The following is a 26,037-nucleotide window of genomic DNA, read 5'->3' as shown; positions in this document are numbered from 1 at the left end:
CGAGTAACGAGTGGGGGCCGCGCCATTCGCTACTCACTATTCGCTATGTTCAAGCGTGCCCGTCGAGCCCCTTGAAGGCGTCCTTGCCCCAGATGGCTTCGACCTGGCCGTTCTTGCCGCAGCCGACGCGATAGCGGGCGTAGTGCTGGGCGCGGGTCAGGCCGTTCTGAAGCACCTCGCTGCCCTTCCAGAAATCCTGGTGATAGGCCTCGGCCGGCCAGAAGGTCGGGGCCATGGCGACGATGGTGGCCACGGGCTTGCCGAGCGCTGCGGCAGTCGCTTCCTTGCCGGCCTCGGCGACCTTCAGCTCGGCATCGGTGCCGGCGTAGATCGCCGTGGTGTAGCTCTCGCCGTAGTCGCAGAACTGGCCACGTGTCTCGATCGGATCGATCAGGTGGAAGAAGGTGTCGACCAGCTTGTCGTAGCTGGTGACGCTGGGGTCGTAGACGATCTTGACCGCCTCGCGGTGCCCGGTGGTTTCGGTGACCACCTGCTCGTAGGTCGGGTTGTCGACGTGCCCGCCGATATAGCCGGAGGTGGTGGAGATGACGCCCGGCGCATGGTCGAAATCGCTTTCGATCGACCAGAAGCAACCGCCGGCGAAGATGGCGGTCGCCGTCTCGGCGCCCTGCGCCCCGGTCATCCCGAGCGCGCCTACGATTGCCACCGCCAGCGTCAGTTTGTTCTTGATCATGAAAGTTCACCCCGAAGGTTTTGATTGGGTCGATGATTGTCCTGCGCCCGCGTCACGCACAACACAAACTAACGTGCGGCCTGGCGATGTAACCATTGAGATACGTGGTGCGAATGGATGGAGTTGCAGCGCGCTCCGGGCAGGATAAGTTCGCCGCACCATGCGCCCCATCCTTACCCCGCTTGCCCAGTCCCTGCCCTCCACCGTGCCGTTCACCGGTCCCGAAGCGCTGGAGCGGCGGACCGGTGTGCCGTTCCGAGCACGGGTCGGCGCCAACGAGAGCGGCTTCGGCCCCTCGCAGAAGGTGATCGCCGCGATCGGGTCAGTCGCAGCTGGGGTCTGGATGTATGGCGACCCCGAGGTACACGACCTCAAGGCGGCGCTTGCTGCGCATCTCGGCATACCCCTGGCCAATTTGGCAGTTGGCGAGGGCATCGATGGGTTGCACGGGCTCATCGCCAGGCTGATCACCGAGCCCGGCGATGTCGCAGTGACCTCGCTCGGGGCCTATCCGACGTTCAACTATCACGTGGCCGGCTTCGGCGGCCGGATCGTCGCGGTGCCCTATGCAGGTCACCATGAGGACCTCGGCGCCCTCGCCGAAGCGGCGCGGCGCGAGCGGGCCAAGGTGATCTATCTCTCCAATCCGGACAATCCGATGGGCAGCTGGTGGAGCGCCACGGAGATCGAGCGCTTCATCGCGGCAGTGCCGGAGGAAACACTGATCCTCCTCGACGAAGCGTATTGCGAGACGGCGCCGGCGGGCGCCCTGCCCGCGCTCAACATTGCCCGCCCCAACCTGATCCGGACCCGCACCTTCTCCAAGGCCTATGGGCTGGCAGGCATGCGGGTCGGCTACGCCGTCGGCGAGGCCAGTTTCATCAAGGCGTTCGACAAGGTGCGCAACCATTTCGGGGTCACCCGGCTGAGCCAGGTCGCGGCGATGGCGGCCCTGGCCGACCAGGACTGGCTGGCGCAGGTCGTGGCGAAAGTCGCCGCCGGACGGGAACGGATCCATGTCATAGCGGCCGGGAACGGCCTCGCCGCCGTCCCCTCCGCCACCAACTTCGTCGCCGTCGATTGTGGCCGCGACGGCGATTACGCCATGCGGGTGCTGAAAGCGCTGGAGGGGCGCGGCGTGTTTGTCCGCAAGCCAATGGCGCCGGGGCTCGACCGCCACATCCGCATCAGCGTTGGGCGGCCGGAAGAGCTCGATGTCGTGGCGACAGAGCTGCCGAGGGCGTTGCGAGAGGCGTAGTGATGCCGCCTCACCCAAGCTTCTTGCGCGTTCCCAGCAGGATGCTCGTCTCGGTGTTGGCGATACCATCGATCTGGCGCACCTTGCGCAACAGCTCGTCGAACTCGCGCAGCGTCGCCGTCTCGATCTCGGCCACCACGTCCCAACGGCCATTGGTGGTGTAGAGCCCGCGAATCTCGGGAAAGCCGGCGAGGCGGCGGATGATCTGCTCGGCGTTCTTGCCATCCACCTCGACCATGGTGACGGCGCGCACCGCATCGGCCCGTCCTTGCGCTTGCACCACGACGGTGTAGCCGGCGATAGCGCCTGAGCGCTCCAGCCGCTCCATGCGCGCCGTCACCGTGGCGCGTGAGACCCCCAGCAGCGCCGCGAGCTTGGCGACGGGCATTCGCCCGTCGGTGCGCAGCAGCGCAATCAGCCGGTAGTCGAGATCATCGAGGCTGGATGTGCTAATCGTCACCTACTGCCATCATTTTGCATAGTGCACTGCGCATTCTTATCACTTCTTCGGCTTTTCGTCAGCATCGGATCGACCTCACATAGTGCAAACAACGCAATCGAGGACACCGAGATGCTCCACGACGCCCGGGCCCGCCGGCCCTCCGCTGGCAACCGCATCGATCTGATCGGGGTGCCGACCGATGCGGGCGCCTCGTGCAGGGGCGCCGCGCTTGGTCCGGATGATCTGCGCACCGCCGGGCTCGCCGAGCGGCTCGCCGGCCTCGGCTATGCGGTCGCCGACCTCGGCGATATCGCCGTGGACGGCCGGCTCGCGCCGGCGGCCGAGATCGAGGCGCTGGCCATCGGCGCCAGCCAAGCCGGCTATCGCAGCCTCGACAATGGGGCACGCCCGGTATTCCTCGGCGGCGATCACTCGATCTCGATGGGTTCGGTCGCGGGAGTTGCCCGCCACTGCCGCGATGCCGGCCGGGCGCTGTTCGTCTTGTGGTTCGATGCGCATGGCGATTTCAACACCTGGACTACCACCGAGACCGGCAACATTCATGGCATGTCGCTGGCGCGCCTCTGCGGCGAGCCGGGCTTTGCCAATGACGACACCTGGTTCGCGCCGGTCGATGCGGCCAACGTGATAATCCTCGGCGCCCGCGCACTCGATTATGAGGAAGCACGGTTGATCGACGATCGCGGCGTAGAAGTGGTGGACATGGATGCCGTCCGCATCGCCGGCATAGCCGCACCGCTCCGCCGCTTCCTGGATCGGGTGGAGGCCGCCAACGGTCACCTGCACCTGTCGCTCGATGTCGACGCCATGGACCCGAGCCTCGCCCCCGGCGTCGGCACCACTGTCCCCGGCGGGCTGACGCTCGCGGAGGGACAGTTGGTGATGGACATGCTGCACCGGAGCGGACGCGTCGGCTCGCTCGATCTGGTCGAACTCAACCCCGTGCTGGACCGTCATGGAAGAAGCGCCGACCTGATGGTTGACCTCACTGCCCGCCTGTTCGGCGAGTCCGGCGCGATGCAATTGCAGCCGGCAGCGGCCCGAGAGCTCGCCACGACCTGATTCCCAACCGAGGCCTGACTGCTTCCCAAAGCAAAAGGCTCAAACGACCCAGTTCATCGGCACCAGCGACATCCGCGCCGCTGCTCGAGCGCATCGGCACAGAACCCTTCCTTGTGGGTCTCGCCGACTACTTTGAGACCGATTCCCGCCGCTGGGAGCGCTTCGAGAAGGCCTCTCGCATGGCCAGCCTGGGCCGACCTCTGATGGCGAGTGAAACGCCATGGAGTTCGGCAACGGGCATCCCGGCGGCCGTGGTACAAGCGGCGGCGGGCCTGGCTTACTCCTCGGTCACCCGAATCTCGGCCATCAGCCCCCGGTGGTTGGAGCCCATCGGGTCCGCAATTGCCGAGACGGTGTCGATCACCAACGGGCCCCGAGCAAAGATGTTATCGATCGGAACACCCAGCGGCCCGAGCCGGACCGGCCAGGTGGCCGGGTAGAACGGGCCGGGCGCGAGATGGCGCCGGCGGACAAGTGCGTCGATACTGTCGGACCAGGCCGCAGCGTTGAAATCGCCAGCCAGCACCAGCGGACCTTCGAGCCCGTCGACGACTGCGCCGAGTCTCGAAAGCTCCTCGGCGGCGAAGTCATCGAAATACGGCTTCACCAGGTGGGCGGCGACGATATTGACCCGCTGTCCGGCGATCGTGGTGCTGGCGGTCACCAAGCGGTTCTGCCAGACGCCACTCATCGACCGAACAGTGATGTCGGCGAGCGGGGTGCGCGACAGGATCACCACACCACCGCAGCGCGAACCATCGTCGCAGCCGGCATAATACGGATAGCTCGCCTGCAGGATGGCGTTATGATCGGCGATCGGCGCCGCCTCCATCAGCACGGCCACGTCCACGCCGGATCCGGCGATGAAGCGGGCAAGCTCTTCGCCGTTCGGATTTGTCGACAGCAGATTGAAGCTCAGCAGCTTAAGCAAAGGCTGGCTCGGTCGTCCTGCAAGCGAGAGGCGCACCTCCTGCTGGTGATAGACGATCGCCGCGCCCTGCCCGGTGCTGATGGCAAAGGCGAAGACAAAGAGCCAGGCGCTGCGCCAGGCGCCGCCGACGAACAGCAGCACCGCCAGCCCGAGCAACGCCGCCGCAATGTGGAAGCGCAACGATTGCAGCAGGGCTTGCCCAGGGATGCCGAAATCGTAGCTGACGGCGATCAGGACGCCGCACACCGCCAGCGCCAGTGCGGTGAACGCGCCCCTCAGCTCTCGCAGCAAGCCCTCTGGCGCCGCAGCTTGGGCTCGCATACCGGCCTCCTTGGTGCTCGCTCCGCCCATCTGAGCTAGAGCCCGAAGTGTCCGACGATCGCGGCTTCGACTGCCGCCGGATCGACGCTCCAATCGGCGTCGCCGACATCGGGCGAGTCGCCGTCGGGCTCACCGAACACGTAGGCGAGCTGCCCGTCATGCTGACTGATCAACACGTCGGTCCGCACGAACCATTGCCTGGCGCTGACGATCAGAACCTTGGCACCGGGATTGGTGAATACCGTGTTGTGCATCGCCGATCCGCCCAGCCCGGCAATCATTTTCGCATTACTGAACAGGGCAATCTGCGCTTCGATCGGCAGCAACTCGGGATGGACAATGCGGAAGCCGTGCCGCTCGAACAACGCCTCAATCTGAGTTTCATTGGTCAGTCGCCGACGACGGAACCGGGAGCGCGAAATGAAGATGCGGTCGGCCACCTCTGCGGCAGACGTCTCGCCGAGTGCCCTGATGCGGCTGAAGGCCTGGCGCGCCAGGGGATGGATGCATTGGTCGAGGTGAACCAGGCGCTCGGGCAGGAAGGCACGGCGGCAAAACACCGGCTCATTGAAATGGCGGATGCGTGAGGGCTCAACGCCAAGCGCACCGACCATTGCATCGAACGTCGCCGACCGGGGAACGGACGTCGCAATCCCGATGTCCGCCGGCGCGCGATCGAGCAGCATCAGCTTTGGAATGGCTTCGAGCAGGAAGTGCCCATAGCCGGGAAAGTGGCTATCGACCACGAAGAGCTGTTCGGCCTGCTGCGGAAGCGAGAACGGCTTCGGCGGCCGAGTTTCGATCCCGGTCAAGGCGCCCCCTGAGGTGGCGATGTCATAGCTCTGCGGCAGCACCTGCCCGTTTCGGCGGTCGACGAAGACATGGCCGGGCACGAGCACGACGTCGTCGGCAATCGCCACGCTCGGATCCCGCACGACGACTTCATCGGGTATCCGCTTGAAGCTCTCCGGCTCCACTTCTCCGTAGAGGACCGGCCGGACGATCGGCACCCTGACGGTCGCAGGCGCCGCTGCCGTGGCGGGGGCGGAGCGCCAGGGTGGTGGCCTCAGGCGCAGATGCTCGGGCCGCGCAAAGTTTGTGAGCCCGAACAGCTGCCAGCGAGCCAGTCGACCGGCCTGCCGAAACCTGCTGGTCGCACCACGGACCAAGTCCCGCCAACGCATGGAGCCCCCATCAGCCTGCGCCATGGCAATGCACCGAACGCCCGGGCTTGGCAAGCGTTGCGCCCGCGATCCGGAGGTTGACGTCTAGAGGTACTTTGCCATCTGCACACAGTCGCTGGCGGCGCCGACCAGCTCGGAGGCATCCCAGATTTCGCGCTGCCAGCCGCATTTCTCGTAGAAGCCGACGGCATCGGGCGCCGAATTGACGAGCAAGGTGGTGATACCGAGCCGGTTGGCGTGCCCGGTGATCAGTTGCTCCATGACTGCGCCGTGGCCCTGCCGCTGCCGCTCCTCGGCGATGACGACGAGGCGCAGCTTCGCCACGCCTTGCACGAGATCGAGCCGCGCGGTGCCGATCCGCTCGCCATCCAGCACCAGCAGAAATTTCAGGTGATTGGCCACAGCGTCATCGGGATGGTCATCATTGTAGATGGCGGCACGCCCACGCCGTGCGAACAACACATCCCGGCGAAGCCGGTGCATTTCAGCCAGATCATCGAGCGTTGTCGCCTGTCGCAGTTCATAGCCCACGCCTGCCCCCGCAGTATCGCCTCGAGCATACAAGAAGGGCCGCCGAAGCGGCCCTGCTGGAGATCAGCTGGCGGCCGCTGCTTCCGTGGCCCCCTGCGCCGCAGCGCCGCGTTCGAGCAGCAGGCGGTTATAGGCGTTGATATAGGCACGGGCCGAGGCGACGAGGGTATCGGGCTCGGCGGCATTGCCGGAGACGATGCGGCCGTTCATTTCGAGCCGCACATGGGCGCTCGCCTGCGCGTCCGTGCCGCCGGTGACGCCGTCGATGGCATAGAGCACCAGATGCGGATCCTTGCCCACTGCCTGCTTGATGGCGTTGAAGATCGCATCGACCGACCCGGTGCCGTCGAACGACGCCTTCACCTCGACCCCGTCGATGGTGATGGTGAGGTCGCAATGGTGGATGCCGCCGGTCTTTGAGACGACCTCCATATCGACCAGCTTGATGCGATCGTCGACCGAGCCGGCCTCATCATCAACCAGGGCGACGATATCGGCGTCATAGACATGCTTCTTGCGGTCGGCCAGATCCTTGAAGCGGACGAAGGCCTCCTGAAAGGCATTGTCGCCCAAGTCGTAGCCCAGTTCCTTCAACTTGTCCTTGAAGGCGGCGCGGCCCGAGTGCTTGCCCATGACCAAGGTGGTTTCCTTGATGCCGACCGAAGCAGGCGTCATGATCTCGTAGGTCTGGGCGTTCTTCAGCATGCCATCCTGGTGGATGCCGCTCTCATGGGCGAAAGCGTTTTTGCCGACGATCGCCTTGTTGTACTGCACCGGGAAATTGGCGGCTGCCGAAACAACCTTGCTGGCGCGGCTCAGATGAGTGGCGTCGATTTCGGTATCATAGGGCATGGCGTCACCGCGGGTGCGCAGCGCCATCACCACTTCCTCGAGCGCCGCGTTGCCGGCGCGTTCGCCCAAACCATTGATGGTGCATTCGATCTGCCGGGCACCGCCGCGCACCGCTGCCAGCGAGTTGGCGACAGCAAGGCCCAGGTCGTTATGGCAGTGGGCCGAGAAAACCACCTTGTCGGCGCCCGGGACGCGCTCGATGATCGAGCGGAACATTGCCTCATGCTCGGCGGGGATGGCGTAGCCGACCGTATCGGGCAGGTTAATGGTGGTGGCGCCGGCCTTGATGGCGAGTTCGACACAACGGGCCAGGTAGTCGATCGGCGTGCGGGTGGCATCCATGGCGCTCCACTCGACATTGTCGATCAAGTTGCGCGCCTGGGTGACTGTGGCAGTGATGATCTCCAGCACCTGCTCCTCGGTCTTCTTCATCTGGTGGGCCAGATGGATGGGCGAGGTGGACACGAAGGTGTGGATGCGGCCCTGCTTGGCGTGCCGGACCGCTTCGCCGGCGCGGGCAATGTCGCCAGGGATAGCCCGGGCAAGACCGGCGACCACCGCGTTCTTGACCTGTTTGGCCACTGCGACGACGGCTTCGAAATCGCCGTTCGAGGCAATGGGAAAGCCGGCCTCGATGATGTCGACGCCCATCTCGTCCAGCGCCTCGGCGACCTGGAGTTTCTCCTCCAGGGTCATCGTCGCGCCAGGGCTCTGCTCGCCGTCGCGCAAGGTCGTATCGAAGATGAAGACGCGGTCTTTGTTGCTCGCCGCCGCCTGGGTGCTCATTGCTGTTTTCCTATCAAACGGCCGGGGTTCGAAAACCGTCGCGACCGGACAAATCGTTGTTCGGTTAACCTGCGCGCTCCCCTGACCACCCGCTCGCTAGCCGAGCTGTCGGTTATCAGGGGCTGATAAGAAGGAGAAGCAGAGCGGCCGGGAGCAGCAGCAGAGCGGCCGCAATCATCAGCCGGCTCTGACGAGCCTTCTGCTGGGCGGCGGCTATGGCAATGGCGCGGTTGCGCTGCATTCGTCGGACCAAAACTAGCTACGTCGCAAATATTGCGCGAATTCCGGCGCCGGCGCAAGCCTTTGCGAAGCACAGGGTAACCGAACGTGAAGACCGCCTCACGAACCAGTCTGCCGCTCGCGGCGAAACTGCACCTCGAGCAGCAGCCCTTCCGGACCATCGACGAAGAATTGTCCGATCTCCGAGTCGGGGATGCCGGTGATCCGGTACGGCCAGCCGGCCGCCTCGAGCCGCGCTCGCAGCGGCTCGAACTCGTAGACCCCGAAGGCCACGTGGTTGATCATGCCGCGCGGGAAATCGCCTTGCCTGGCGGCAACGTTCAGGTGGATCGCCGGATGACCATCGACATAGATCCAATGGCCGGGAAAATCGAAGGGCGGGCGAAATCCGTCCTCGGCGCCCAGCACGTCGGCGAAGAATCGCACCATCCGGGCGCCGTCCGACACGTCGATGTTGATGTGGTCGAGCCGCGGCATCAGTTGAACGCCAGCACGGCAAACACCACGATCGCCACCAGCGACGTCACCGCGATGATGCGGCCCAGCCGAACCCGCGCCGTTGCCGCGGCATCGCCGGCGCGCATCCTGCGCGCCGAGACCGCCGACAACACGACGCCGGCCGCGAGCAGCGCCACGAAGGCCAGTTTGGCCCAGAACCAGTGACTGATGCCGTCGAAGCCGCCATAGCGGACCCAGATCAGAAGTGGGCCGCTGAGCAGCAACACGATGATGCCGTAGTGCCCGAAGCGCGTGAGCAACCGGTTTGTCTGGGGTGCTGCGCCACCCTGCCCCATCATCCCCAGCAGCGGCAGGAACGCCGCAGCCACCAGCATGAGACCAACGAGATGGGCGACGAGCAGAAGCGTAAAGGCGGGGTCCAAGGTAACCTCAGTTGAAGGCGAATACGGCAGAGAACACGACGACGAGGAAGGCAACGCCGGTCAACTGACCGAACATTCTGGAACGCTTAGCCGCTTCCGCATCGCCCTGCATCGCCTTGTTGCGGTTCATCTCGTTGAGGCTGATGAACACGATCATCCCAAGGATGCCCAGCATCTTGACCCAGAACCAGGCGTTGGGAACGACCCAGTTCCATTTGAGCCACAGGGTCAGGATGCCGGTGACCAGCAGGGTCGCGAACGCATACTTGCCCACCTTGGCAAAGCCCTCGATGACCGCGAACAACAGACCGCGCTGCTCCGGAGTGGCGGTCGGCAACTTGGCGCCGACGATCGGCATCAGCACCAGATTGGCGCCGCCGGCGACAAAGGCGACGATGTGGATGAAGAAGATGAGAAGTGCGACAACGTACACGGCCTAGCCCTCCAAATGCCCGCGCGAAAGCTAGCCCAGTTGGCTACGCCGCACTAGCGGCACCGGCAGGTGCAGGGGCATTTGTGAAGGCCCAGTCACAGCCCGGACGCCGAGGCTAGTCCCCGAGGTTGAGGGTACCTTCACCGACGATGACGGCGTGACCGCCGATGCCGCCGTGGGTGAGCTTGTCGTCGTCCTTGCGCAACTGCAGAGTGATGAGACTCGGCCGACCCATCTCGTGGCCCTGTCGCAGCCGGAGCTCGTGCTGACCATTACCGGTGTGGCGAGCGATCAGCCCGATAAGCGCCGCCGCGGCCGACCCCGTCGCCGGGTCTTCCATGCGGGGTGAAAACATGCGCGCGGCGAGGTCGTTCTCCGGCTCTTCCGGTGTCTGGGTGAAGACATAGATCGAGCCGCGACCTTCCGAAAAAGTCTCATCCCAGCCGCGGCGCTCGAGCCGGATCCGCTTCAGCGCCGCTGCGTCACGTACCGGCAGCAAGTAATACGGCACGCCGGCAGAGAACAACGCCGGCTGGTATGGACCACAACCGATTTCCTCGGGCTCGAGCCCGAGTGTCGCCGCAATCGCCCCGACGGCGGGGACCTTGCCGACCTCTTCCGGCAGCCGCGGCAGCGCAAACCGAGCAAGCCCGACGTCCTTGTCTACGCGCTCGATCACACAGGTGATGACGCCGACCTTTTCCTCGAGCCGCACGGCGGAGCTGCGATTCTGCAATCCGAGCACGACGGCAGCGCCAACGGTCGGGTGTCCGGCAAAGGGCAACTCGACCGTAGGAGTGAAGATGCGCACGGCTGCGGCGTGACGCTCCGACTGCGCCTTCTGGATGAACACCGTTTCGGACAGATTGAACTCGGCAGCGATGGCCTGCATCTGATCGTCGAGTAGGCCGTCAGCCTTCAGCACGACAGCAAGGGGATTTCCCTTCAGCCGCTGCGTAGTGAAGACATCAAGCAGCATGTAGTTGAGTTTCATAGCCGGGCTCCGCAACCGGGCAGCAGTTGCGGCAGACCGGTTCAAGGTGTCAAGCCGTGTCCGCGGGGCGCTTCGAACTAAATCTTGGCCAACGCAAAGGCCGCCTTATCGAGCCCGAGTTCTTCGGCCACGGCATCCACGGCGACCTGATGATCGTCTCGCTCGTGCAGACCCGAAATGGTGATGCAGCCGATCGGCCCGAACCCTTTCATGCGGATCGGGAATGCCCCTCCGGCGAGGACATAATCGGCGCCATCGAGCGCCCGATTCGCGGGGAACAGCCGATCCTCGCGGTTCTGTTCCAACGCCGCGCGATAGCTCGACTTGAGCAGGCGCTGCGTCGTGTTGATCTTGCGGCGCACCCAGTTGGGGTTATCGGCTGTTGTTCCCGGCATCGCCGCATAGAACATCTGCCGGTCCCAGGTGCGGACATCGACCACAAGGCCGAGCCTTTCGCGCATTGCACGCTCGCGCACCCGCACGCCGAGCGAGAACGCAACGTTCTCGCTGAACTCGCTGAACTCGAGCCCGCGCTCCTGCTCGATGATTTTGGCAATGTCGTCTGCCGTGGCCATGCTGTCCGCTCCTGTTGTTGCGGGCGGTATAGCCAGTGGTACGGAGTCGCGGCAAGCTGGCCGTCAGTCGGCGGCCGGTTCCTCGTGCGGCAGCATGAGCGGCGCCGTATCGATGCCGAGATGCCGCGCGATGGCGGTGACCACGAAGCCATGATCGTGCCGTCCGGGGACGCCCGAGACGGTGATCGTTCCAACGACGCTCACCCCCTCGATGCGGATCGGAAACGAGCCGCCATGCGCCGCAATCTCGGTGGGGTCGACATTGTCGTCCGGCGCAAAGCCGCGCTTATCGCGCTGTTGGCGCAGTGTCAGCGCATAGGATGCTCGATTGAAGCGCCGCACACAGTTGCTCTTGCGCCGAACCCACTCGAAGTTGTCGGGGCCGGTACCCGGCATCGCAAAATAGTACAGCGGCCGGTTCCAGAACCGGATGTCGATCACCAGGGCCGATTTCGCCGCCACCGCGAGCTGGCGAATATCCTCACCCAGTTTCAGCGCCGTGGTCTCGTCGAAGCGGCTGAATACCAGTTGCCGCTCCTGCTCGGCCACCAGCGCGATGTCAGTGTCGAAACTCATCATCCCCTCCAGACCCTGACAGATCTGCTAGCACGCCGTCGCCCGTCGGTTCCTCCGGCCGCGCCGCGATTTCTTCCGGCAAACTCCGCTGGCCGGCATCAGGCGGTAGCCGCACTCCAGGCGTCGTAGAGCAGCTGGCGGTCCGGCGGCTGGCCGGGGAAATTGACCTGGGTTTCATCGACTGTTGCCCAGGGCAGCCGGCTCCCCGTCCAGATGTTGCCGATCGGGACGGCCCAGCTGGGGTCGTCGAGCGTACCGGGCTTGAGCACAAACATCACAGGCGAGGCGAGCGGCTCGTTCCACAGCTTGGTGCCGCAGCGGGCACAGGCGAGCATCCGAACCGTGCGCCCGCTGTCGGCGGGTTTGTCGTAAGCGGAGAGTTCACCGCGCAGGTGTTCGAGCCGCTCGCGCGCGATCGGCATCGACATCGAGTGCGTGGCGCCGCTGAGCCGCTGGCAATCCCGGCAATGGCAGTTGTAGACGGTGAGCGGCGCACCGGTGATGCGGTAACGCACGGCGCCACAGACGCAGCCGCCTTCAACCGGAAATGTCGGCAAGTCGATCTCACTCATTGGTCTCTCCTGAAGTCATCGTTCAGAACCGGTTCAACCGGCCTCGGTCATTGGGCGCCGCAACGCCGGCGGGCGCCGGCTCAAGATACAAGGAAATCGAGAACATGATCCCCGAATTGCTGCTGCTGTCCGACCACCTGCGTGCCCGTACGCCCAACCAGCAGATCGAAGACCGCCTGCTGGCCGATATCGCGCTCACGCGTGCAGATCTCAGGAAGCAGAAGACCTGGTTCGGCCGCAAGCCCCGCTAGTGTTGGTGTGCCGCGCTTTCGAACCGGAAAAGTCTGCACCTTTTCCTGAAAGCGCTCCAGGCCCAAACGGTTCATCAGGCATTCATCACGACGAGGGCATAAGCCCGCTCCGCCGCTCCCGGCACCACCCAACTGACGAGATAACGAAATGGCTTTCAGCCTGACGTCCATGTTCCGTCGCGCAGAACGCAAGCGGGTCCTCACCGATCTGCTGAAGTTCGATGACCACCTGCTGCGCGACATCGGCCTTACCCGTGGCGACCTCGCCGCGATGCGCGCCGGCCGCCACCATGCGTCGCCTTCCCGCGGCCATGAATGACCCTGCGGTAGGCGATAGTCCAACCTGAAGGGCCCCGAGATGATCGGGGCCCTTTTTGTTTGCGGGGCTGCATCGACTGGACGATCGATCAAGCGGGCCTCAACGTGTTTGGGTAAGCAGCAGGTCAGCACACGCCTTTGGAGGGGTCATGTCGCTAGCCGCCAAAGCGCTCTGGATCATCGAGCGCAACTCGGATCAGCCCATCAGTCTCATTGACCTGGCACGCGCCTGCGGCGTGTCGAGATCGCACCTTGCCCATGCCTTCGGCAGCGCAACCGGCGTGCCGGCGATGAAGTACCTGCGCGGCCGGCGACTGAGCAGCGCCGCCCAGGCTCTCGCCAAGGGCGCGCCCGATATCCTGTCGATCGCTCTAGATGCCGGTTACAACTCGCACGAAGCGTTTACGCGCGCTTTCCGCGACCAGTTCGAGATGACGCCTGAGAGCCTGCGGGAACGCGGTAGCGTCGCCGGCCTGCCGCTCACGAACCCGATCGAAATCAGCGCCGGCGCGGCTATGCCGACACTTCACCCACGCTTCGAGCAGCAAGGCCGAATTCAGGTTGTTGGCCTGTCAGCGACGATCAGCTTTGAGGACACTACCAGCATACCCGCGCAATGGCAGCGGTTCATGCTGCGCTGCGAGGAAGTTCAGCATCAAAGCCGGGACATTCCCGTTGGCCTCTCACAGGCACCCGACGCCGAAGGACTGTTCCGCTACCTATGCGGTGTCGAAGTGGCGAGCCTTGAAGACATACCACCCGGCCTGGAAGCTGCCGTCGTCGCTCCCGGACGGTACGCGGTATTCGAGCACAACGGACATGTCTCCAGCCTCTACGAAACCTACGCCACAATCTGGAACGAGGCCCTTCCCGAGGCAGGGTGCACCGTTGCAGACGCCGCGGTCATCGAACGGCACAATGCCGGGTTCGACCCCGCGACCGGAGACGGTGGCCTGACCCTGTGGATCCCCCTGTCGGTGGGCCATGACGGACAATAGCGCCAAGCCCGATCGGGAGGCCAGCCTCCGCAATCGCATCACCGTCGCCTCCTACGGTCGCTACGCTGCCGGGTATGCCGAAGCGACCAGGACAATGTCCACCACCGGCCAGGAAATGCTGCAGGTGCTGGCGCGGGCCCTGCCCGCAGGAGGGAACATTCTGGAAATCGGCTCTGGCCCCGGCTGGGACGCTGACTACCTCGAAGCCATCGGTTTCAGCGTCCGGCGGACCGATGCGGCCCCCAGCTTCGTTGCGATGCAGCGCGAGCGGGGCAAAGCGGCAGAGACTCTCGACCTGATTTCGGGTGAACTCGAGGGCCCGTATGACGGGGCACTGGTGCTCTATGTACTGCAACACATCGATGCATCACTGCTCGCTGGCGTGCTGGCGAAACTGGCGAGGTGCTTAAGCCCAGCAGGCCGCGTCCTGCTCACCTATCGCGAGGGCGAAGGCACTCTCACCGAACACGGCGAGGTCTCCGGCGACTACCACATTACGCTGCGGTCACCCGAGGCGTTCAGGGCAGCGCTTCGGAGTGCCGGTCTGGAGCCGGCATGGGAACGGCGGACGCAGGACGAGGACGGCGATTGGTGTGCTATCCTCGCCAAGGTGATGCAGAGGTAGCGGAACTTGCTCGGTCCGGACGCCGCCCGCCCGGTCTTCCGCGGCCATGACTGACCCCGCGGTTAGGAGCTATCACAAACTGAAGGGCCCCGAGATGACCGGGGCCCTGTTGATTCTGACGCGTTCATTCGTCAGTTGGAACGGTCGAGACCCCCGGGGTATCCGTCGCGGGCAGTTTCCCGCTCGAGGCGCCGGCTTGCGCACCGCCCCTGGCAGATGGCAAAGGCCGGACAGGTGGTCCCCTTGCAGCCAGGTGGAAGCGAATCGACCGGCAGGCTGACGAGGCCGGCATTGTCACGCCGGGCAGAACGCTCGAAAACGATACCCATCAGAATGCTCCCGCCGGCTGGGCAAACAATGCTTCGATGGTGTCGCGGTCGGGCCCCGCGATCCGGGTGGCGACGCCTCCCAGCATGTTGCGCAGCAGCCGGTCGGTGACACTGCGATCGGCGACTGGCAGGTGGCCCGAGATGATGGCGGCGGGGTCGAGCCGCTGGATATCGCTGAGCAACTCGCCGAATTTCGACTTGTCGACCAGGCCCAGCCAGGGCGCGTCGATGCCCGACCACATGGCCATGCCGTCGCGCAGAGTTTCCTCGGGGATGGCTGCAAGCTCCTCGTAGGGAGCATCCAGCAGCGCGCCGAAGGAATCGACGCTGAACAGCACGCGCGTCCTGGTGTCGAAGAAGCCAGTGGTTTCCGGCGCGTCGTAAGTTGGGGGCTTCAACAGCACCAGTTCGCGATCCCCGAGGTCGAGGCGCTGTCCGTGATCCATCGGTTGCAGTCGGCTCATGTCGAAGCCTTCGCGTAGACCGAACTTGGCCGCTCCAAGGCTGGGCACCACCACCTTGGCGTTGGGCGCGAGCCGCATCACCGCTTCAAGGTTGCCGACATGGTCGAGGTCGGTATGGCTGATATAGATCCACTTGAGGTCGGCGGCGTCGACGAGATCGGTCAGCGCGTCGATGAAGGCATCCTGGAAGACCACGCCGCTGGTATCCACCAGGATCGGCTCGCGGGCATGGATAAGGTGGGCGTTAGCCGGCAGGATGCCGAGCGGTCCGATGGGGAAGAACCCCGAGAAAGTCGTCACATCTGGTGCCGCCTTGCGCGCACCGACAAAGGTCGGAATGTCCATTTTCAGCTCCTCTGGAACTCCGTTGCATTTCACGGTACACATATGTGCAATTGAATATGAACCGCAGCTGAATTGCTGCACACAGGTGTGCACTGAATGAACAGAAGCTACACCAAGGGCAAGCGGGCGGAGCGCGAAGCCGAGACGCGGCAGCGCATCGTCGAGGCGGCGTTGGCGCTGCATGGCGAGGTCGGGCCGAACCGGACGACGATCAGCATGATCGCCGAACGCGCCGGTGTGCAGCGGCACACCGTTTATGCGCACCTGCCGGACGAGCGCGCCGTGTTCATGGCCTGCTCCGGGCTGTTCGACGAGCGAGAGCCGATGCCGTCAGCGGAGCGCTGGACCGGCCTGAACGACCCGGAAGCACGATTGCGCACGGCGCTGCTGGGGCTCTATGCCTGGTTCGACCGCAATGCGGAGGTGACGGGGCACGTGCTGCGCGACGCCGAGCACAATTCCACCCTGCGGGAGGTATCCGACCTGCGCTTCGGCGTGCCACTGGGCACAATGTTCGCCGCGTTGGCCGATGGCCTGACCGAACGGCAGCGCGCGGCGCTCGCCCTCGCCATGAGCTACTACACCTGGCGCACACTGATGCGGCAGGCCGAGTTGCCGCTCGAAGCGGCAGTCGAACTCATGGTCGGCAGCGTGCTGGGAGCCGATCGATAGCGGCGACGGCTGGCACACGGCCGGTCGGCGTGGCATGAAGGCGCGCCGCCTAGAAGAACCGGAATGCCATGCCTTCGCTCACCACCCTCCTTGCCTTCGCTGGTGTCGCTTTCGCCATGGTGATCGCACCCGGCCCGAACATGGCGTACCTCGTCTCGCGATCGATCGCGCAGGGTCGCGTCGCGGGGTTGATCTCGCTGCTGGGCGTCGCCACCGGTTTCATCGTCTACATGCTGGCGGCCGCCTTCGGCCTCACTGCCCTGCTGTTCGCGGTGCCCTTCGCCTACGATGCCATCCGTATCGCAGGTGCGATCTACCTGGGTTGGCTGGCGTGGAGTGCGCTGCGCCCCGGCGGGCACTCGCCGTTCGAGCTCAGGGCCCTGGCGCCGGACTCACCCAAGCGGCTTTACGCGATGGGGCTGTTCACCAGCCTGCTCAACCCCAAGGTCGCGGCGCTTTACCTGTCACTGCTGCCGCAGTTCATCGACAAGTCTGCCGGCAATGTGCTTGGACAGACCCTGGTGCTGGGCGCAACGCAGATCGCCGTGAGCATGACGGTCAACGCCACCTTCATCGTCACAGCCGGAACGGTGGCGCTGTTCCTCACCGGCCGGCCGTTCTGGGCCCGGCTGCAGCGCTGGCTGATGGGCACGGTCCTGGGCTTCCTCGCCATCCGCATGGCCACCGACACCAGCCGGTAGCTCCTCTCCCCCTAGAGGGGAGGGCTTGGGGGTGGGGGTGGTGAGGGACGCTCGGTGCTGACTGCACCACCACCTCCCTCAATCCCTCCCCTCAAGGGGTAGGGAGGCTACTGTCGAGAAATCTTGGCTCCCAAAAACGACAAAGGGGCCCCTGGGGGCCCCTCTGCGCAGACATCCTGCGAAGGATCTCGAAATTAGTTCTTGGCTTTGTCGACGAGCGCGCCGGCCTTGATTCCGGCGGCGCGCCAGCGCGCATCAAACCAAACCGTGGAGCAAGGCCCTGCTTAGTTCTTGGCCTTGTCCACGAGGGCGCCGGCCTTGATCCACGGCATCATGGCGCGCAGCTTCTCGCCGACTTCCTCGATCTGGTGCTCGTCGGCGAGGCGACGGGTCGCCTTAAAGCGCGACGCGCCGCCCTTGTATTCCTGCATCCACTCGGAGGTGAACTTGCCCGACTGGATGTCGTGCAGCACGCGCTTCATCTCGGCCTTGGTCTCCGAGGTGATGATGCGCGGACCGGACACGTACTCGCCCCACTCGGCGGTGTTCGAGATCGAGTAGTTCATGTTGGCGATGCCGCCCTGGTAGATCAGGTCGACGATCAGCTTCACTTCGTGCAGGCACTCGAAGTAGGCCATTTCCGGAGCGTAACCGGCTTCCACCAGCGTCTCGAAACCGGCGCGGATCAGTTCGACCAGGCCGCCGCAGAGCACGACCTGCTCACCGAACAGATCCGTCTCGCATTCTTCGCGGAAGTTGGTCTCGATGACGCCCGAACGGCCGCCACCGACGCCCGAGGCGTAAGCCAGTGCGATATCGTGGGCGTTGCCCGAAGCATCCTGATGGACGGCGATCAGGCACGGCACGCCGCCGCCCTTCTGGTACTCGCCGCGCACCGTATGGCCCGGCCCCTTGGGCGCGATCATGATCACGTCGACCGACGCCTTGGGCTCGATCAGGTTGAAGTGCACGTTGAGGCCGTGCGCAAACGCGATCGCGGCGCCGTCACGGATATTGGGCTCGATGTCCTTCTTGTAGATATCGGCCTGGAGCTCGTCCGGGGTCAGCATCATGATGACGTCGGCCCACTTGGCGGCATCGGCGACGGACATGACCTTGAGGCCTTCGCCTTCGGCCTTCTTGGCCGACGGCGAGCCCGGACGCAGCGCCACGACGATGTCCTTGACGCCCGAGTCGCGCAGGTTAAGCGTGTGCGCATGGCCCTGCGAGCCGTAGCCGACGATTGCGACCTTCTTGGATTTGATGATGTTGAGATCGGCATCCCGATCGTAATAGACGCGCATGGAAGTCTCCCTTTTGAGCGTTGGGCCGGTGCGGCCGATTTGAGTTCGATCCGACCCCCAGGGGCCGCTGTATTCACCGGGTTATCCCCGCGAAGCGGGGACCTCCGTTTTCGATTTCCGCCACAACCACCGGCAAACAGCGGTTTCCGCTTTCGCGGGAACGACCCGGTGGTTGACGGCTAGGTCGCGTGATGGCTCACCCCATAGATCGCCAAGAACTGTTCCGTCGCCCGGGCCGCGTCGCGCGCAATCTCGGCTTCGGCAGGGGTGAAGGTTTCGCCAAGCAGCAGGCGGATCTGCGCGTCGCGCACCACGAGCCCAAAGAAGCTGCGATAGGCCTCTTCCGAACTGTCGAAGCGCAGCAGCCGCGCCTCCCTGCCCGCTTCGAGCACCGGCTTCAGGCGCTTGCGAATGGCGAGCGGACCGTTCTCGAGCACGATCGCCCCTAGCCCGTGCTTTTCTGCCCCGGCATGGCCGATGGCGAGGCGGTTCAGCGTCACCGAGACATCACCGACGATGGTGCCGAGGAGGTCGCGGGCGAACTGCTCGATGCTGTGACGCAGCGATGCCGCATCGAGCCGCCAGCGATCGACCTGCGGCGCCTTCACCTTGGCGGCCTGCCATTGCACGGTGGCGGTGAGCAGCCCATCGCGGTCGCCGAACCACTTGTAGAGCGTTTCCTTGGAGCATGAAGCGCGGCGCGCCACCGAGGTCATGGTCAGCCGGTCGCCCTGTTCGACGAGCAGATCCAGCGCCGCCGTCAGCACCTGCTGCTGGCGCGGCGTGAACACCTCTTCGCTGTTGGCAATGGCAGACGCCACGATAACACCTGAGCCCCGCGAGCGACGATCCGCACCCCGCGAACCCAACGCCCGACATCAATGACTTTAACCGTACCGTACGTTACGGTTCGGCGCAAGTGGGATGTATGGAGGCAATGCCCCGGCCATTGCGCAAGTGGACTACCGACGTGGACCTCCGACAATGTATCGGCCGTAAGGCTGGGTTGTCCGATCCGGGTGGAGATGCTGGTATGGCAGTCACAAGCAGATGGAGGAAGAAGATGAAAACGTCGCTGCCCACCCGCGCCTTCGGCACAACCGGCATGGATATCACCCGTCTCGGCGTCGGCGCCTGGGCCATGGGCGGCAACATGTGGGGCCCGCAGGATGACGCCGATTCCGATGCCGCCATCCGACACGCCATCGAGCTCGGCATCAACTGGATCGATACTGCCGCGGCCTACGGCGTCGGCCACTCCGAGGAGGTGATCGGCAAGACGCTGAAGGCGCTGCCGGCCGATCGGCGGCCCTATGTCTTCACCAAGGGTGGGGTGATCCGCGATGCCAACGGGCAGAACCCGCGTCGTCTCGCTAACCGCGAAAGCCTCCGCAACGAACTGGAGAATTCGCTGCGCCGGCTGCAGGTCGAAGCAATCGATCTCTACCAGGTGCATTGGCCGGCCGACGACGTGCCGCTCGAGGACTATTGGGCGACGATGCTGCAGCTCAAAACCGAGGGCAAGGTCCGGCATATCGGGCTCTCCAACCACAACGCCGAGCAGTTGGCGCGCGCCGAGGCGATGGGTCATGTGGAAACGCTGCAGCCGCCATTCTCGATGATCAAGCGCGAGACGGCCGAGGAAATCCTGCCCTGGTGCGCGGCGCACGGCACCGGCGTCATCTGCTACAGCCCAATGCAGGCTGGCCTGTTGACCGGCAGCTTCACCAAAGAGCGGGCCGCCACCCTCGCCGACAATGACTGGCGGAAGACCAATCCCGAGTTCACCGGCGAACGGCTAGAGCGCAACCTGGCTCTCGCGGCGGCACTGCGGCCGGTTGCCGACAAGCACGGTACCTCCGTCTCGACGATCGCCCTGACCTGGGTGCTGGCCTGGCCCGGCTTGACTGCTGCTATCGTCGGCGCGCGCTCCCCTGCCCAGGTCGACGGTTGGATCGACGCCGCAACAATCGAGCTCGATGCAGGTGATCTCGACAGCATCGCCCAGACCATAAACGCCACCGGTGCCGGCCAAGGCCCCTTCAAACCGTAACGTTCGCATCGGAGGGGGACCGATGATCACGAAGCGCGACTACAGCATTACCGGGCCGGAAGCGCAGCGCGCCATCGAGCGCGGGCTGGCGGCCGCCGAGTGGTATCACACCGAGGTGCCTCGTACGGTGATGAGGGAGCTGATGCAACGCTCTGACGGGCCGGCAATCCGCGACAACCTGATCTGGCTCAGCCTGTTGCTGGTCACCGGGATTGGCGGGATCGTGTTCTGGGGCACCTGGTGGTGTGTCCCGTTCTTCGTCGTTTATGGCGTGCTCTATGGTTCGGCCAGCGATAGCCGCTGGCACGAATGTGGGCACGGCACGGCGTTCAAGACAGCGTGGATGAACAAGGTGATCTACCAGATCGCCTGCTTCATGCTGATCCGCAACCCGACAACGTGGAAGTGGAGCCACGCGCGGCACCATGCCGACACCATCATCGTCGGGCGCGACGTCGAGATCGCGGTGATGCGGCCGCCAGTGCTGGCGCGGGTGATCCTGAGCTTCATCGGCATAGTCGATGTCTGGTACGCACTGGGCGACATGGTGCGCAACGCTGCGGGAAATGTCAGCGATGCGGAAAAGAGCTTCATCCCCAAGGGCGAGTGGCCCAAAGTGGTGCGGGTAGCGCGCATCTGGGTCGCGATCTATGCGGCGACGGCGGTGGTTGCCTTTGCCATGCAGTCTATCCTGCCGTTCATGCTGATCGGGCTACCTCGCCTCTACGGCTGCTGGCACATGGTGATGGTGGGGCTGTTGCAGCATGGCGGGCTAGCCGAGGACGTCACCGACCATAGGCTGAACACCCGCACGGTGTTGATGAACCCGATCAGCCGCTTCCTCTATTCGGACATGAATTATCACGTCGAGCACCACATGTTCCCGGTGGTGCCGTACCATCAGCTGGAAAAGCTGCACGAAACCATCAAGCACGATCTGCCGACGCCCACTCCCTCGATCGTTGCCGGCTATCGCGAGATGATCCCGATCTGGCTGCGCCAGCTTCGGGGCGAAGATGTCTTCCTGCGCAAGGAGCTGCCGCCGACGGCAAAGCCTTATCGCGAGGACCTGCAGGTCGAGGCACCGATGAGTGGGGTTGGGCCGGCTGAGTAGCCTGCACACCGCCGGCTGGATGGCATGGCATGCCAAATGCCGGCCTTCGACCGATTGCAGGCCGCCCTCCGATCTTGCGTCCACAAGGACGGGGTTGGCCGACCTTTCGGCGCGGACCGAACGCCCGTCATCTATTCGGCGGCGAAGCAAGAAAATGCCCCGGTCACCGCAGCGATCCGGGGCACTGATCAATGGCTTCGCGTTCTTGAGGGCGCTTTCACCGTGCTCATGCAACGTGGCTTCAGCAAGTTGGTTCCGCTACGTCCGCTTGAACTTCCGCACCCGGAAGGCCAGCATGATCAGCAGCACTCCGGCGAAGATCGAGTAGCCGGCGATGGTCCAGATCAGCGACAGCGCCCCTGCCCCGGGCTGGAACAGCAGCAGCAGGCCGAACAGGATGCTGAGCGCGCCGAACAGGCCGAGCACCCACTCGCCCTCGATCTCCTTGCGGGCCTGGATGGCGCCCCAGATGGTCAGGACGCCAATGATGACGGCCCAGATGCCGATGAAGATGACGAGGATAAACGCGGTCATCCCCGGCCAGAAGAAGGCCGCAAGGCCGGCGAGAATGCTGACCACGCCGCTGATTGCCATCCACCAGCGGGGCCCCATGGCCGGCGAATTGGCACGACCGGAGATCGCCGCCCACAGTGCGAAGACGCCATCGACGAGGGTGTAGGCGCCCCATAACAGGGTCAGCGAGATGAGCGTGATGGCAGGCCAGAAGATGGCCAGTACGCCGAAGGCGATGGCGGCGATGCCACGCAGCAGGAGCAACCACCAGTTGTCGCCAAGCATGGCGCGGAGCCCCGCCGGAAAATCGGAAGGCGCAGAAGTCTCTGTCTCGGCCATCATGCTTCTCCACTGTTGCGCGGGAAAGCTCCGGAACCACCGAGAGCTCCCGCAGCGACAGTAACAGAGTCTCTGGGTGCGGAGAAAGCCAAACTCGGGGCGAAATGGCTCGTATATCTAGCGGGTTAGTTAGGCTACCGGGGCCGCTTCGCCGCTCCCGGTCCCGTGTGGCGGCGGCGCAATCCTGGCGCAATGCATGCCGCATATGGCACATCGTGGCGCGGGGATTCCTCTATGCGATTGCTACTTGTCGAAGATGAGCCGGAGATGGCTGCGGCGCTGAGCGCCGTGCTGCTGCGCTATGACATGATCGTCGATCATGCCCGCACCAAGCTCATTGCCGAGGAGGCGATCCTCAGCCACAGCCACGACGCGGTGCTGCTCGACCGCAAACTGCCCGATGGCGACGGCATCGACCTGGTGCCGTTGCTGCGCAAGCGCCATGCCGGCGTGCCGGTGATCATCATCTCGGCGCGCGGTTCGATCGCCGACAAGATCGAGGGGCTCGATACCGGCGCGGACGATTACCTGCCAAAACCCTTCGCCGTGGAGGAGTTGCTGGCACGATTGCGGGCGGTGCTGCGGCGCCCGGTGCAGGTGGCGCCGGACTCGGTACAACTGGGCGCGCTCACGTTCGATCTCGACAGTCGGCAGGCTAGGGTGGGCGAGGCCGGGATCGAACTACCGCGACGCGAACTGCTGGTGCTCGAATGCCTGCTGCGCCGGGCCGGACGCACCGTGCTCCGCACCTCGCTCGAGGACGCCGTCTATGGTTATGGCGACGAGATCCAATCCAACTCGCTCGATGCACATATCTCGCGGCTTCGGCGCAAGCTCGCCGACGCCAAGGCGGGCGTCGAAATCCATGGCATTCGCGGTGTGGGCTACCTGATCCGGGCGGCAGCATGAAGCTGCCAGGGGCCATGAAGTTTTTGCGCTCTCAGTCCCTGCGACGGCGTCTGACCTGGCGGCTGGTGCTATTGCAGACGATCACCCTGTCGGTGGCGGCGACACTGCTCACCATGGCGCTGCTGCAGCTCGACCCCACGCAGCGGCTGATCGATGCGACACTCTCCGAGACGATCGCCCAGTCGATGCAACGGGCGCCGGATGGCAGTCTGGTGCTCAGCCCAAACAAGCAGCTCGATGCCTATCGCGCGGAAAGCCCTGATGTCTGGATGCTGGTGGTCGACGAGGCCGGCAACACCTATCGCGAGGGTCCGGTGCCGGAACAATACGAGTTGCTGCAGCCCATTCTCAACAGGCTGTGGTTCGTCGACATTCGCGACCATGGGGAGCCGCATTCGCTGTCGGCGGCGTTCTACACCGGCGAAACGCCGATCGGAAAACTGCACGTGCTGGCCGGCGGTGGCGCATTCGTAAGCATCGTGTTCGCGGGCATCCTGCTCGGCAACATCTTCATTCTGCCGCTGCTGGTGGTGCTGATCATCGCCACGGTGATCGCCATCCCGCTCATCGTACGCAAGGTAATGCGCGGACTCGACAGCGCCGAGGCGCAGGCGCGCAGTATCAATTTCGACCAGCACGGCACACGGCTGCCGCTCGACACCGTCCCCAAGGAAGTGCGCGGCCTGGTGTCGGCGATGAACGAGGCGTTGAGCCGGCTCGACGAGGGCTACGACCGCCATCGCCGGTTCCTTGCCGACGCGGCACACGAGTTGAAGACCCCGATCGCCATTCTGCAAACGCGGGTGGAAAATCTCGACCCGGGGCCGGAGCGCACCCGGCTGCTGACCGACACGGCGCGGCTCGCCGCTATGGCCGAACAACTGCTCGACCTGCAGCGACTGGCCCAATCGCGCGTCGACTTTCAGCCGCTGGACCTGGTGCCGGTAGCCGAGCGAGTCGTGGCCGATCACGCCCCGCTCGCCATTTCGGCCGGCTACGATATTTCGTTGCGCGCACCCGAACCCTCGCAATGGGTGCTGGGCGACAGGGGGGCGATCGAGCGCCTGCTCACCAATCTGGTGCAGAACGCCGTGGTGCATGGCGGCAACCAGGGAGCCATCGAAATCGAGATGGCCGGTCACGGCGCCTTCGAGGTGCATGACAGCGGGCCAGGCATCGCCCCAGAGCACCGCGAGAAGATCTTCGAACCGTTCTACCGTATCCGCCCGCTCGACCGCGGCGCCGGGCTCGGACTCAATCTGGTGCGTGAAGTTTTGCGCCAGCATGGCGGCAGCATAGCGGTGCTGCCGAGCCACCTGGGCGGCGTGTGTTTCCGAGTGCAGCTGCCAATCGCCACAGCGCCGAACTGATTTCTGCGCCGCGCAATGCTCGCGCAATCCCAACAGTGAAAATGGACAAGGCGGTCACTGAGTGACCGTGGGGTTGCTTGAGTGACCGGGGGGCACCGAGTGACCGCTGCGGGTGCCCATGCACTCCGGCGCACCTTTCACCATCCGGCAGCCGGCTCCCTGGCTGCCGGCCTCGTACTCGCGGAGTTCTCATGATCTCGAAATCTTCCTCCTGTGCCCTCGTGGCCGCCCTGCTGATCGGCGTGTTGCCGGCCACCGCGGCTGAACGTTGGGGCGGCCCCTACGAGCCGGCGCCGGCCTCGGAATGGACCGGCTTCTACGCCGGTATCCATGGCGGCCTCGCCCCCAAGGCATCCGACTTCAACATCTTCAAGGATTCGAGCCTGCTCGGCGGCGTCCAGGCCGGCTACACCATGCAGCTTGGCCCGGCGGTGATCGGCGCCGAACTCGAGGGCACCTATGCCCGCGGCATCGTGCACAGCGTCGGGGCGGGCCAGCTCGAGCAGAACTGGAGCGGCGCGGCCAAGGTCCGTGGCGGTCTCGCGCTCGGCGGCACGCTGGTCTATGCCACCGGCGGTTACGCCGTGGCACGGCTCGACGCCGGCAACAATGTCGTCTCCGACGACCAGTGGGTTGGCGGCATGTTGTGGGGTGCCGGCCTCGAGCAGAGCTTTGGCAACGGCCTGTCGGCGCGGCTCGAATACACCCAGACCCGCTTCAATGATGTCGACTCGACACTCATCGGCAACATCCATCGCACCGACGACCTGACCAACCATGCGGTCAAGGCGGGCCTCAACTTCCGCTTCTGACGCCCCTGACGCTCAGACGGCGATGCGCATCGGGATCGGAGGACCTGTCAGTCGTTCCGCCAGTCCCGAGGGCGGCTCGCGGCCACCCGGGCCGCCCATCCCCTTACCCCGAGGATCACAAAATGGCTCTGACCAGAACCCTGACTGCCGTCATCATGGCGGCCACCATTGCCCTGCCCGCGCTTACCCCCGCCGTGGCGCAATCACCGACCGACGGCCGCATCCTTGTCGCCCAGAGCGAAGACCAGCGCTGGGCCGACTGCAGCCGGTTCCTCGACCGCCGCGAGCGCGAGCGGTGCGAGAAGGATCGCTGGGGCCGCCCCGGCAAGAAGAATAACGACGATGATATCGGCGCAGCGATCGGCGCGGGCATTATCGGCCTCACCATCGGCGCCATCATCGCCGGTTCGGCCGAAAAGGAACGCGGCAAGCGCGATCGCTATGATGCCGAGTATGAACGCTGGCTCGACTACTGCAGTCGCAAGTACCGCAGCTTCGACCCGGAAACCGGTACTTATCGGGCCAGCAACGGGCGTCGCTACGTCTGCCGGTGAGCGGCGTCCGGCC

General features: G+C 64.8%; 31 protein-coding genes. 14 read left to right on the top strand and 17 right to left on the bottom strand.

The features are described from left to right. Positions 1 to 49: 49 nt before the first annotated feature. The gene (msrA, locus tag VGV07_RS07620) at positions 50 to 694 is read right to left on the bottom strand and encodes a peptide-methionine (S)-S-oxide reductase MsrA (RefSeq protein WP_326868093.1); all 645 of its coding nucleotides are present in this window, start codon (positions 692 to 694) and stop codon (positions 50 to 52) included. Between the two features lie 160 nt (positions 695 to 854). Here msrA and VGV07_RS07615 point away from each other — a divergent pair, with 160 nt between their 5' ends. Next, complete coding sequence (locus tag VGV07_RS07615; protein WP_326868092.1) at positions 855 to 1,952, top strand: pyridoxal phosphate-dependent aminotransferase; 1,098 nt, start codon at positions 855 to 857, stop codon at positions 1,950 to 1,952. A 10-nt stretch (positions 1,953 to 1,962) separates the two neighbouring features. On the opposite strand, the gene VGV07_RS07610 is transcribed toward VGV07_RS07615, so the two are convergent. After that, entirely contained in the window at positions 1,963 to 2,412 is a 450-nt protein-coding gene (locus tag VGV07_RS07610; RefSeq protein ID WP_326868091.1) for an Lrp/AsnC family transcriptional regulator, read from the bottom strand. Positions 2,413 to 2,523: 111 nt separating this feature from the next. On the opposite strand from VGV07_RS07610, the gene rocF reads away from it, so the two are divergent. Beyond that, on the top strand, positions 2,524 to 3,477 hold the full coding sequence (gene rocF, locus VGV07_RS07605; RefSeq protein ID WP_326868090.1) for an arginase: 954 nt from the start codon (positions 2,524 to 2,526) through the stop codon (positions 3,475 to 3,477). 277 nt (positions 3,478 to 3,754) lie between these two features. Here the strand turns inward: rocF and VGV07_RS07600 are convergent, their stop codons facing one another. The 11 genes from VGV07_RS07600 to VGV07_RS07550 form a co-directional block, all read right to left on the bottom strand. Beyond that, positions 3,755 to 4,729, bottom strand: coding sequence for an endonuclease/exonuclease/phosphatase family protein (locus VGV07_RS07600; protein WP_326868089.1), 975 nt, complete (start codon positions 4,727 to 4,729; stop codon positions 3,755 to 3,757). A 35-nt stretch (positions 4,730 to 4,764) separates the two neighbouring features. Then, positions 4,765 to 5,739: a glycosyltransferase family 61 protein gene (locus VGV07_RS07595; protein ID WP_326868088.1), complete on the bottom strand. Its 975-nt coding sequence runs from the start codon at positions 5,737 to 5,739 to the stop codon at positions 4,765 to 4,767. Positions 5,740 to 5,997: 258 nt separating this feature from the next. After that, positions 5,998 to 6,444, bottom strand: coding sequence for a GNAT family N-acetyltransferase (locus tag VGV07_RS07590; RefSeq protein ID WP_326868087.1), 447 nt, complete (start codon positions 6,442 to 6,444; stop codon positions 5,998 to 6,000). A 63-nt stretch (positions 6,445 to 6,507) separates the two neighbouring features. Beyond that, complete coding sequence (locus VGV07_RS07585) at positions 6,508 to 8,082, bottom strand: 2-isopropylmalate synthase (protein WP_326868086.1); 1,575 nt, start codon at positions 8,080 to 8,082, stop codon at positions 6,508 to 6,510. 339 nt (positions 8,083 to 8,421) lie between these two features. After that, entirely contained in the window at positions 8,422 to 8,799 is a 378-nt protein-coding gene (locus tag VGV07_RS07580; RefSeq protein ID WP_326868085.1) for a VOC family protein, read from the bottom strand. Then, positions 8,799 to 9,203 (bottom strand): hypothetical protein, encoded by a 405-nt coding sequence (locus tag VGV07_RS07575; protein WP_326868084.1) that lies wholly within the window; start codon positions 9,201 to 9,203, stop codon positions 8,799 to 8,801. The genes VGV07_RS07580 and VGV07_RS07575 overlap by 1 nt, the downstream gene beginning before the upstream one ends. A 7-nt stretch (positions 9,204 to 9,210) precedes the next feature. Then, positions 9,211 to 9,636 (bottom strand): hypothetical protein, encoded by a 426-nt coding sequence (locus VGV07_RS07570; RefSeq protein WP_326868083.1) that lies wholly within the window; start codon positions 9,634 to 9,636, stop codon positions 9,211 to 9,213. A 115-nt stretch (positions 9,637 to 9,751) separates the two neighbouring features. Further along, the gene (locus VGV07_RS07565; protein ID WP_326868082.1) at positions 9,752 to 10,630 is read right to left on the bottom strand and encodes a PhzF family phenazine biosynthesis protein; all 879 of its coding nucleotides are present in this window, start codon (positions 10,628 to 10,630) and stop codon (positions 9,752 to 9,754) included. A gap of 77 nt (positions 10,631 to 10,707) precedes the next feature. Continuing rightward, positions 10,708 to 11,205 (bottom strand): heme-degrading domain-containing protein, encoded by a 498-nt coding sequence (locus VGV07_RS07560; protein WP_326868081.1) that lies wholly within the window; start codon positions 11,203 to 11,205, stop codon positions 10,708 to 10,710. Between the two features lie 63 nt (positions 11,206 to 11,268). Then, positions 11,269 to 11,781, bottom strand: a complete 513-nt coding sequence (locus VGV07_RS07555) for a heme-degrading domain-containing protein (protein ID WP_326868080.1) — start codon at positions 11,779 to 11,781, stop codon at positions 11,269 to 11,271. 98 nt (positions 11,782 to 11,879) lie between these two features. Further along, the gene (locus tag VGV07_RS07550; protein ID WP_326868079.1) at positions 11,880 to 12,353 is read right to left on the bottom strand and encodes a GFA family protein; all 474 of its coding nucleotides are present in this window, start codon (positions 12,351 to 12,353) and stop codon (positions 11,880 to 11,882) included. A 104-nt stretch (positions 12,354 to 12,457) separates the two neighbouring features. Between VGV07_RS07550 and VGV07_RS07545 the strand changes: the two genes are divergently transcribed. The 4 genes from VGV07_RS07545 (at position 12,458) to VGV07_RS07530 (ending at position 14,545) form a co-directional block, all read left to right on the top strand. Then, entirely contained in the window at positions 12,458 to 12,604 is a 147-nt protein-coding gene (locus VGV07_RS07545; RefSeq protein ID WP_326868078.1) for a hypothetical protein, read from the top strand. Positions 12,605 to 12,752: 148 nt separating this feature from the next. Continuing rightward, on the top strand, positions 12,753 to 12,923 hold the full coding sequence (locus VGV07_RS07540; RefSeq protein WP_326868077.1) for a DUF1127 domain-containing protein: 171 nt from the start codon (positions 12,753 to 12,755) through the stop codon (positions 12,921 to 12,923). Positions 12,924 to 13,071: 148 nt separating this feature from the next. Further along, positions 13,072 to 13,920 (top strand): AraC family transcriptional regulator, encoded by an 849-nt coding sequence (locus VGV07_RS07535; RefSeq protein WP_326868076.1) that lies wholly within the window; start codon positions 13,072 to 13,074, stop codon positions 13,918 to 13,920. Then, positions 13,907 to 14,545: a class I SAM-dependent methyltransferase gene (locus VGV07_RS07530; protein ID WP_326868075.1), complete on the top strand. Its 639-nt coding sequence runs from the start codon at positions 13,907 to 13,909 to the stop codon at positions 14,543 to 14,545. Before VGV07_RS07535 ends, VGV07_RS07530 begins: the two co-directional genes overlap by 14 nt. Positions 14,546 to 14,873: 328 nt before the next feature. On the opposite strand, the gene VGV07_RS07525 is transcribed toward VGV07_RS07530, so the two are convergent. After that, positions 14,874 to 15,683, bottom strand: a complete 810-nt coding sequence (locus VGV07_RS07525) for an MBL fold metallo-hydrolase (RefSeq protein WP_326868074.1) — start codon at positions 15,681 to 15,683, stop codon at positions 14,874 to 14,876. Positions 15,684 to 15,779: 96 nt separating this feature from the next. Between VGV07_RS07525 and VGV07_RS07520 the strand changes: the two genes are divergently transcribed. Both VGV07_RS07520 and VGV07_RS07515 read left to right on the top strand, forming a co-directional pair. Beyond that, the gene (locus VGV07_RS07520; RefSeq protein ID WP_326868073.1) at positions 15,780 to 16,355 is read left to right on the top strand and encodes a helix-turn-helix domain-containing protein; all 576 of its coding nucleotides are present in this window, start codon (positions 15,780 to 15,782) and stop codon (positions 16,353 to 16,355) included. Positions 16,356 to 16,423: 68 nt separating this feature from the next. After that, positions 16,424 to 17,056 carry a LysE family translocator gene (locus VGV07_RS07515; protein ID WP_326868072.1) on the top strand — a complete coding sequence of 211 codons (633 nt, stop codon included), beginning with the start codon at positions 16,424 to 16,426 and terminating at the stop codon, positions 17,054 to 17,056. Positions 17,057 to 17,340: 284 nt separating this feature from the next. On the opposite strand, the gene ilvC is transcribed toward VGV07_RS07515, so the two are convergent. Further along, the gene (gene ilvC / locus VGV07_RS07510) at positions 17,341 to 18,360 is read right to left on the bottom strand and encodes a ketol-acid reductoisomerase (RefSeq protein WP_326868071.1); all 1,020 of its coding nucleotides are present in this window, start codon (positions 18,358 to 18,360) and stop codon (positions 17,341 to 17,343) included. 179 nt (positions 18,361 to 18,539) lie between these two features. Beyond that, positions 18,540 to 19,184 (bottom strand): TetR/AcrR family transcriptional regulator, encoded by a 645-nt coding sequence (locus VGV07_RS07505; protein WP_326868138.1) that lies wholly within the window; start codon positions 19,182 to 19,184, stop codon positions 18,540 to 18,542. Between the two features lie 239 nt (positions 19,185 to 19,423). Between VGV07_RS07505 and VGV07_RS07500 the strand changes: the two genes are divergently transcribed. Both VGV07_RS07500 and VGV07_RS07495 read left to right on the top strand, forming a co-directional pair. Further along, positions 19,424 to 20,413: an aldo/keto reductase gene (locus VGV07_RS07500; RefSeq protein ID WP_326868070.1), complete on the top strand. Its 990-nt coding sequence runs from the start codon at positions 19,424 to 19,426 to the stop codon at positions 20,411 to 20,413. Between the two features lie 22 nt (positions 20,414 to 20,435). Continuing rightward, entirely contained in the window at positions 20,436 to 21,527 is a 1,092-nt protein-coding gene (locus VGV07_RS07495) for a fatty acid desaturase family protein (RefSeq protein WP_326868069.1), read from the top strand. 258 nt (positions 21,528 to 21,785) lie between these two features. Here the strand turns inward: VGV07_RS07495 and VGV07_RS07490 are convergent, their stop codons facing one another. Beyond that, positions 21,786 to 22,379, bottom strand: a complete 594-nt coding sequence (locus VGV07_RS07490; RefSeq protein ID WP_326868068.1) for an HdeD family acid-resistance protein — start codon at positions 22,377 to 22,379, stop codon at positions 21,786 to 21,788. A gap of 234 nt (positions 22,380 to 22,613) precedes the next feature. On the opposite strand from VGV07_RS07490, the gene VGV07_RS07485 reads away from it, so the two are divergent. The 4 genes from VGV07_RS07485 (at position 22,614) to VGV07_RS07470 (ending at position 26,024) form a co-directional block, all read left to right on the top strand. After that, positions 22,614 to 23,288: a response regulator transcription factor gene (locus VGV07_RS07485; protein WP_326868067.1), complete on the top strand. Its 675-nt coding sequence runs from the start codon at positions 22,614 to 22,616 to the stop codon at positions 23,286 to 23,288. Between the two features lie 71 nt (positions 23,289 to 23,359). After that, positions 23,360 to 24,658: a HAMP domain-containing sensor histidine kinase gene (locus VGV07_RS07480; RefSeq protein WP_326868066.1), complete on the top strand. Its 1,299-nt coding sequence runs from the start codon at positions 23,360 to 23,362 to the stop codon at positions 24,656 to 24,658. A 191-nt stretch (positions 24,659 to 24,849) separates the two neighbouring features. Then, positions 24,850 to 25,470, top strand: coding sequence for an outer membrane protein (locus VGV07_RS07475; RefSeq protein WP_326868065.1), 621 nt, complete (start codon positions 24,850 to 24,852; stop codon positions 25,468 to 25,470). Between the two features lie 122 nt (positions 25,471 to 25,592). Further along, positions 25,593 to 26,024 carry a BA14K family protein gene (locus VGV07_RS07470; protein ID WP_326868064.1) on the top strand — a complete coding sequence of 144 codons (432 nt, stop codon included), beginning with the start codon at positions 25,593 to 25,595 and terminating at the stop codon, positions 26,022 to 26,024. The last annotated feature ends 13 nt before the right edge of the window (positions 26,025 to 26,037 follow it).

It is taken from the genome of Devosia sp. (assembly GCF_035944845.1).
In the GTDB taxonomy this organism is placed as follows: domain Bacteria; phylum Pseudomonadota; class Alphaproteobacteria; order Rhizobiales; family Devosiaceae; genus Devosia_A.
This window is presented reverse-complemented; position numbering and strand designations above follow the sequence as displayed.

Excerpts from the sequence above, each read along its gene's own strand:
- msrA (WP_326868093.1), bottom strand. The coding sequence starts at position 694 with ATGATCAAGAACAAACTGACGCTGGCGGTGGCAATCGTAGGCGCGCTC.
- VGV07_RS07615 (WP_326868092.1), top strand. The coding sequence starts at position 855 with ATGCGCCCCATCCTTACCCCGCTTGCCCAGTCCCTGCCCTCCACCGTG.
- rocF (WP_326868090.1), top strand. The coding sequence starts at position 2,524 with ATGCTCCACGACGCCCGGGCCCGCCGGCCCTCCGCTGGCAACCGCATC.
- VGV07_RS07600 (WP_326868089.1), bottom strand. The coding sequence starts at position 4,729 with ATGCGAGCCCAAGCTGCGGCGCCAGAGGGCTTGCTGCGAGAGCTGAGG.
- VGV07_RS07585 (WP_326868086.1), bottom strand. The coding sequence starts at position 8,082 with ATGAGCACCCAGGCGGCGGCGAGCAACAAAGACCGCGTCTTCATCTTC.
- VGV07_RS07580 (WP_326868085.1), bottom strand. The coding sequence starts at position 8,799 with ATGCCGCGGCTCGACCACATCAACATCGACGTGTCGGACGGCGCCCGG.
- VGV07_RS07565 (WP_326868082.1), bottom strand. The coding sequence starts at position 10,630 with ATGAAACTCAACTACATGCTGCTTGATGTCTTCACTACGCAGCGGCTG.
- VGV07_RS07560 (WP_326868081.1), bottom strand. The coding sequence starts at position 11,205 with ATGGCCACGGCAGACGACATTGCCAAAATCATCGAGCAGGAGCGCGGG.
- VGV07_RS07555 (WP_326868080.1), bottom strand. The coding sequence starts at position 11,781 with ATGAGTTTCGACACTGACATCGCGCTGGTGGCCGAGCAGGAGCGGCAA.
- VGV07_RS07550 (WP_326868079.1), bottom strand. The coding sequence starts at position 12,353 with ATGAGTGAGATCGACTTGCCGACATTTCCGGTTGAAGGCGGCTGCGTC.
- VGV07_RS07545 (WP_326868078.1), top strand. The coding sequence starts at position 12,458 with ATGATCCCCGAATTGCTGCTGCTGTCCGACCACCTGCGTGCCCGTACG.
- VGV07_RS07540 (WP_326868077.1), top strand. The coding sequence starts at position 12,753 with ATGGCTTTCAGCCTGACGTCCATGTTCCGTCGCGCAGAACGCAAGCGG.
- VGV07_RS07535 (WP_326868076.1), top strand. The coding sequence starts at position 13,072 with ATGTCGCTAGCCGCCAAAGCGCTCTGGATCATCGAGCGCAACTCGGAT.
- VGV07_RS07530 (WP_326868075.1), top strand. The coding sequence starts at position 13,907 with ATGACGGACAATAGCGCCAAGCCCGATCGGGAGGCCAGCCTCCGCAAT.
- VGV07_RS07525 (WP_326868074.1), bottom strand. The coding sequence starts at position 15,683 with ATGGACATTCCGACCTTTGTCGGTGCGCGCAAGGCGGCACCAGATGTG.
- VGV07_RS07520 (WP_326868073.1), top strand. The coding sequence starts at position 15,780 with ATGAACAGAAGCTACACCAAGGGCAAGCGGGCGGAGCGCGAAGCCGAG.
- VGV07_RS07515 (WP_326868072.1), top strand. The coding sequence starts at position 16,424 with ATGCCTTCGCTCACCACCCTCCTTGCCTTCGCTGGTGTCGCTTTCGCC.
- ilvC (WP_326868071.1), bottom strand. The coding sequence starts at position 18,360 with ATGCGCGTCTATTACGATCGGGATGCCGATCTCAACATCATCAAATCC.
- VGV07_RS07500 (WP_326868070.1), top strand. The coding sequence starts at position 19,424 with ATGAAAACGTCGCTGCCCACCCGCGCCTTCGGCACAACCGGCATGGAT.
- VGV07_RS07495 (WP_326868069.1), top strand. The coding sequence starts at position 20,436 with ATGATCACGAAGCGCGACTACAGCATTACCGGGCCGGAAGCGCAGCGC.
- VGV07_RS07490 (WP_326868068.1), bottom strand. The coding sequence starts at position 22,379 with ATGGCCGAGACAGAGACTTCTGCGCCTTCCGATTTTCCGGCGGGGCTC.
- VGV07_RS07485 (WP_326868067.1), top strand. The coding sequence starts at position 22,614 with ATGCGATTGCTACTTGTCGAAGATGAGCCGGAGATGGCTGCGGCGCTG.
- VGV07_RS07475 (WP_326868065.1), top strand. The coding sequence starts at position 24,850 with ATGATCTCGAAATCTTCCTCCTGTGCCCTCGTGGCCGCCCTGCTGATC.
- VGV07_RS07470 (WP_326868064.1), top strand. The coding sequence starts at position 25,593 with ATGGCTCTGACCAGAACCCTGACTGCCGTCATCATGGCGGCCACCATT.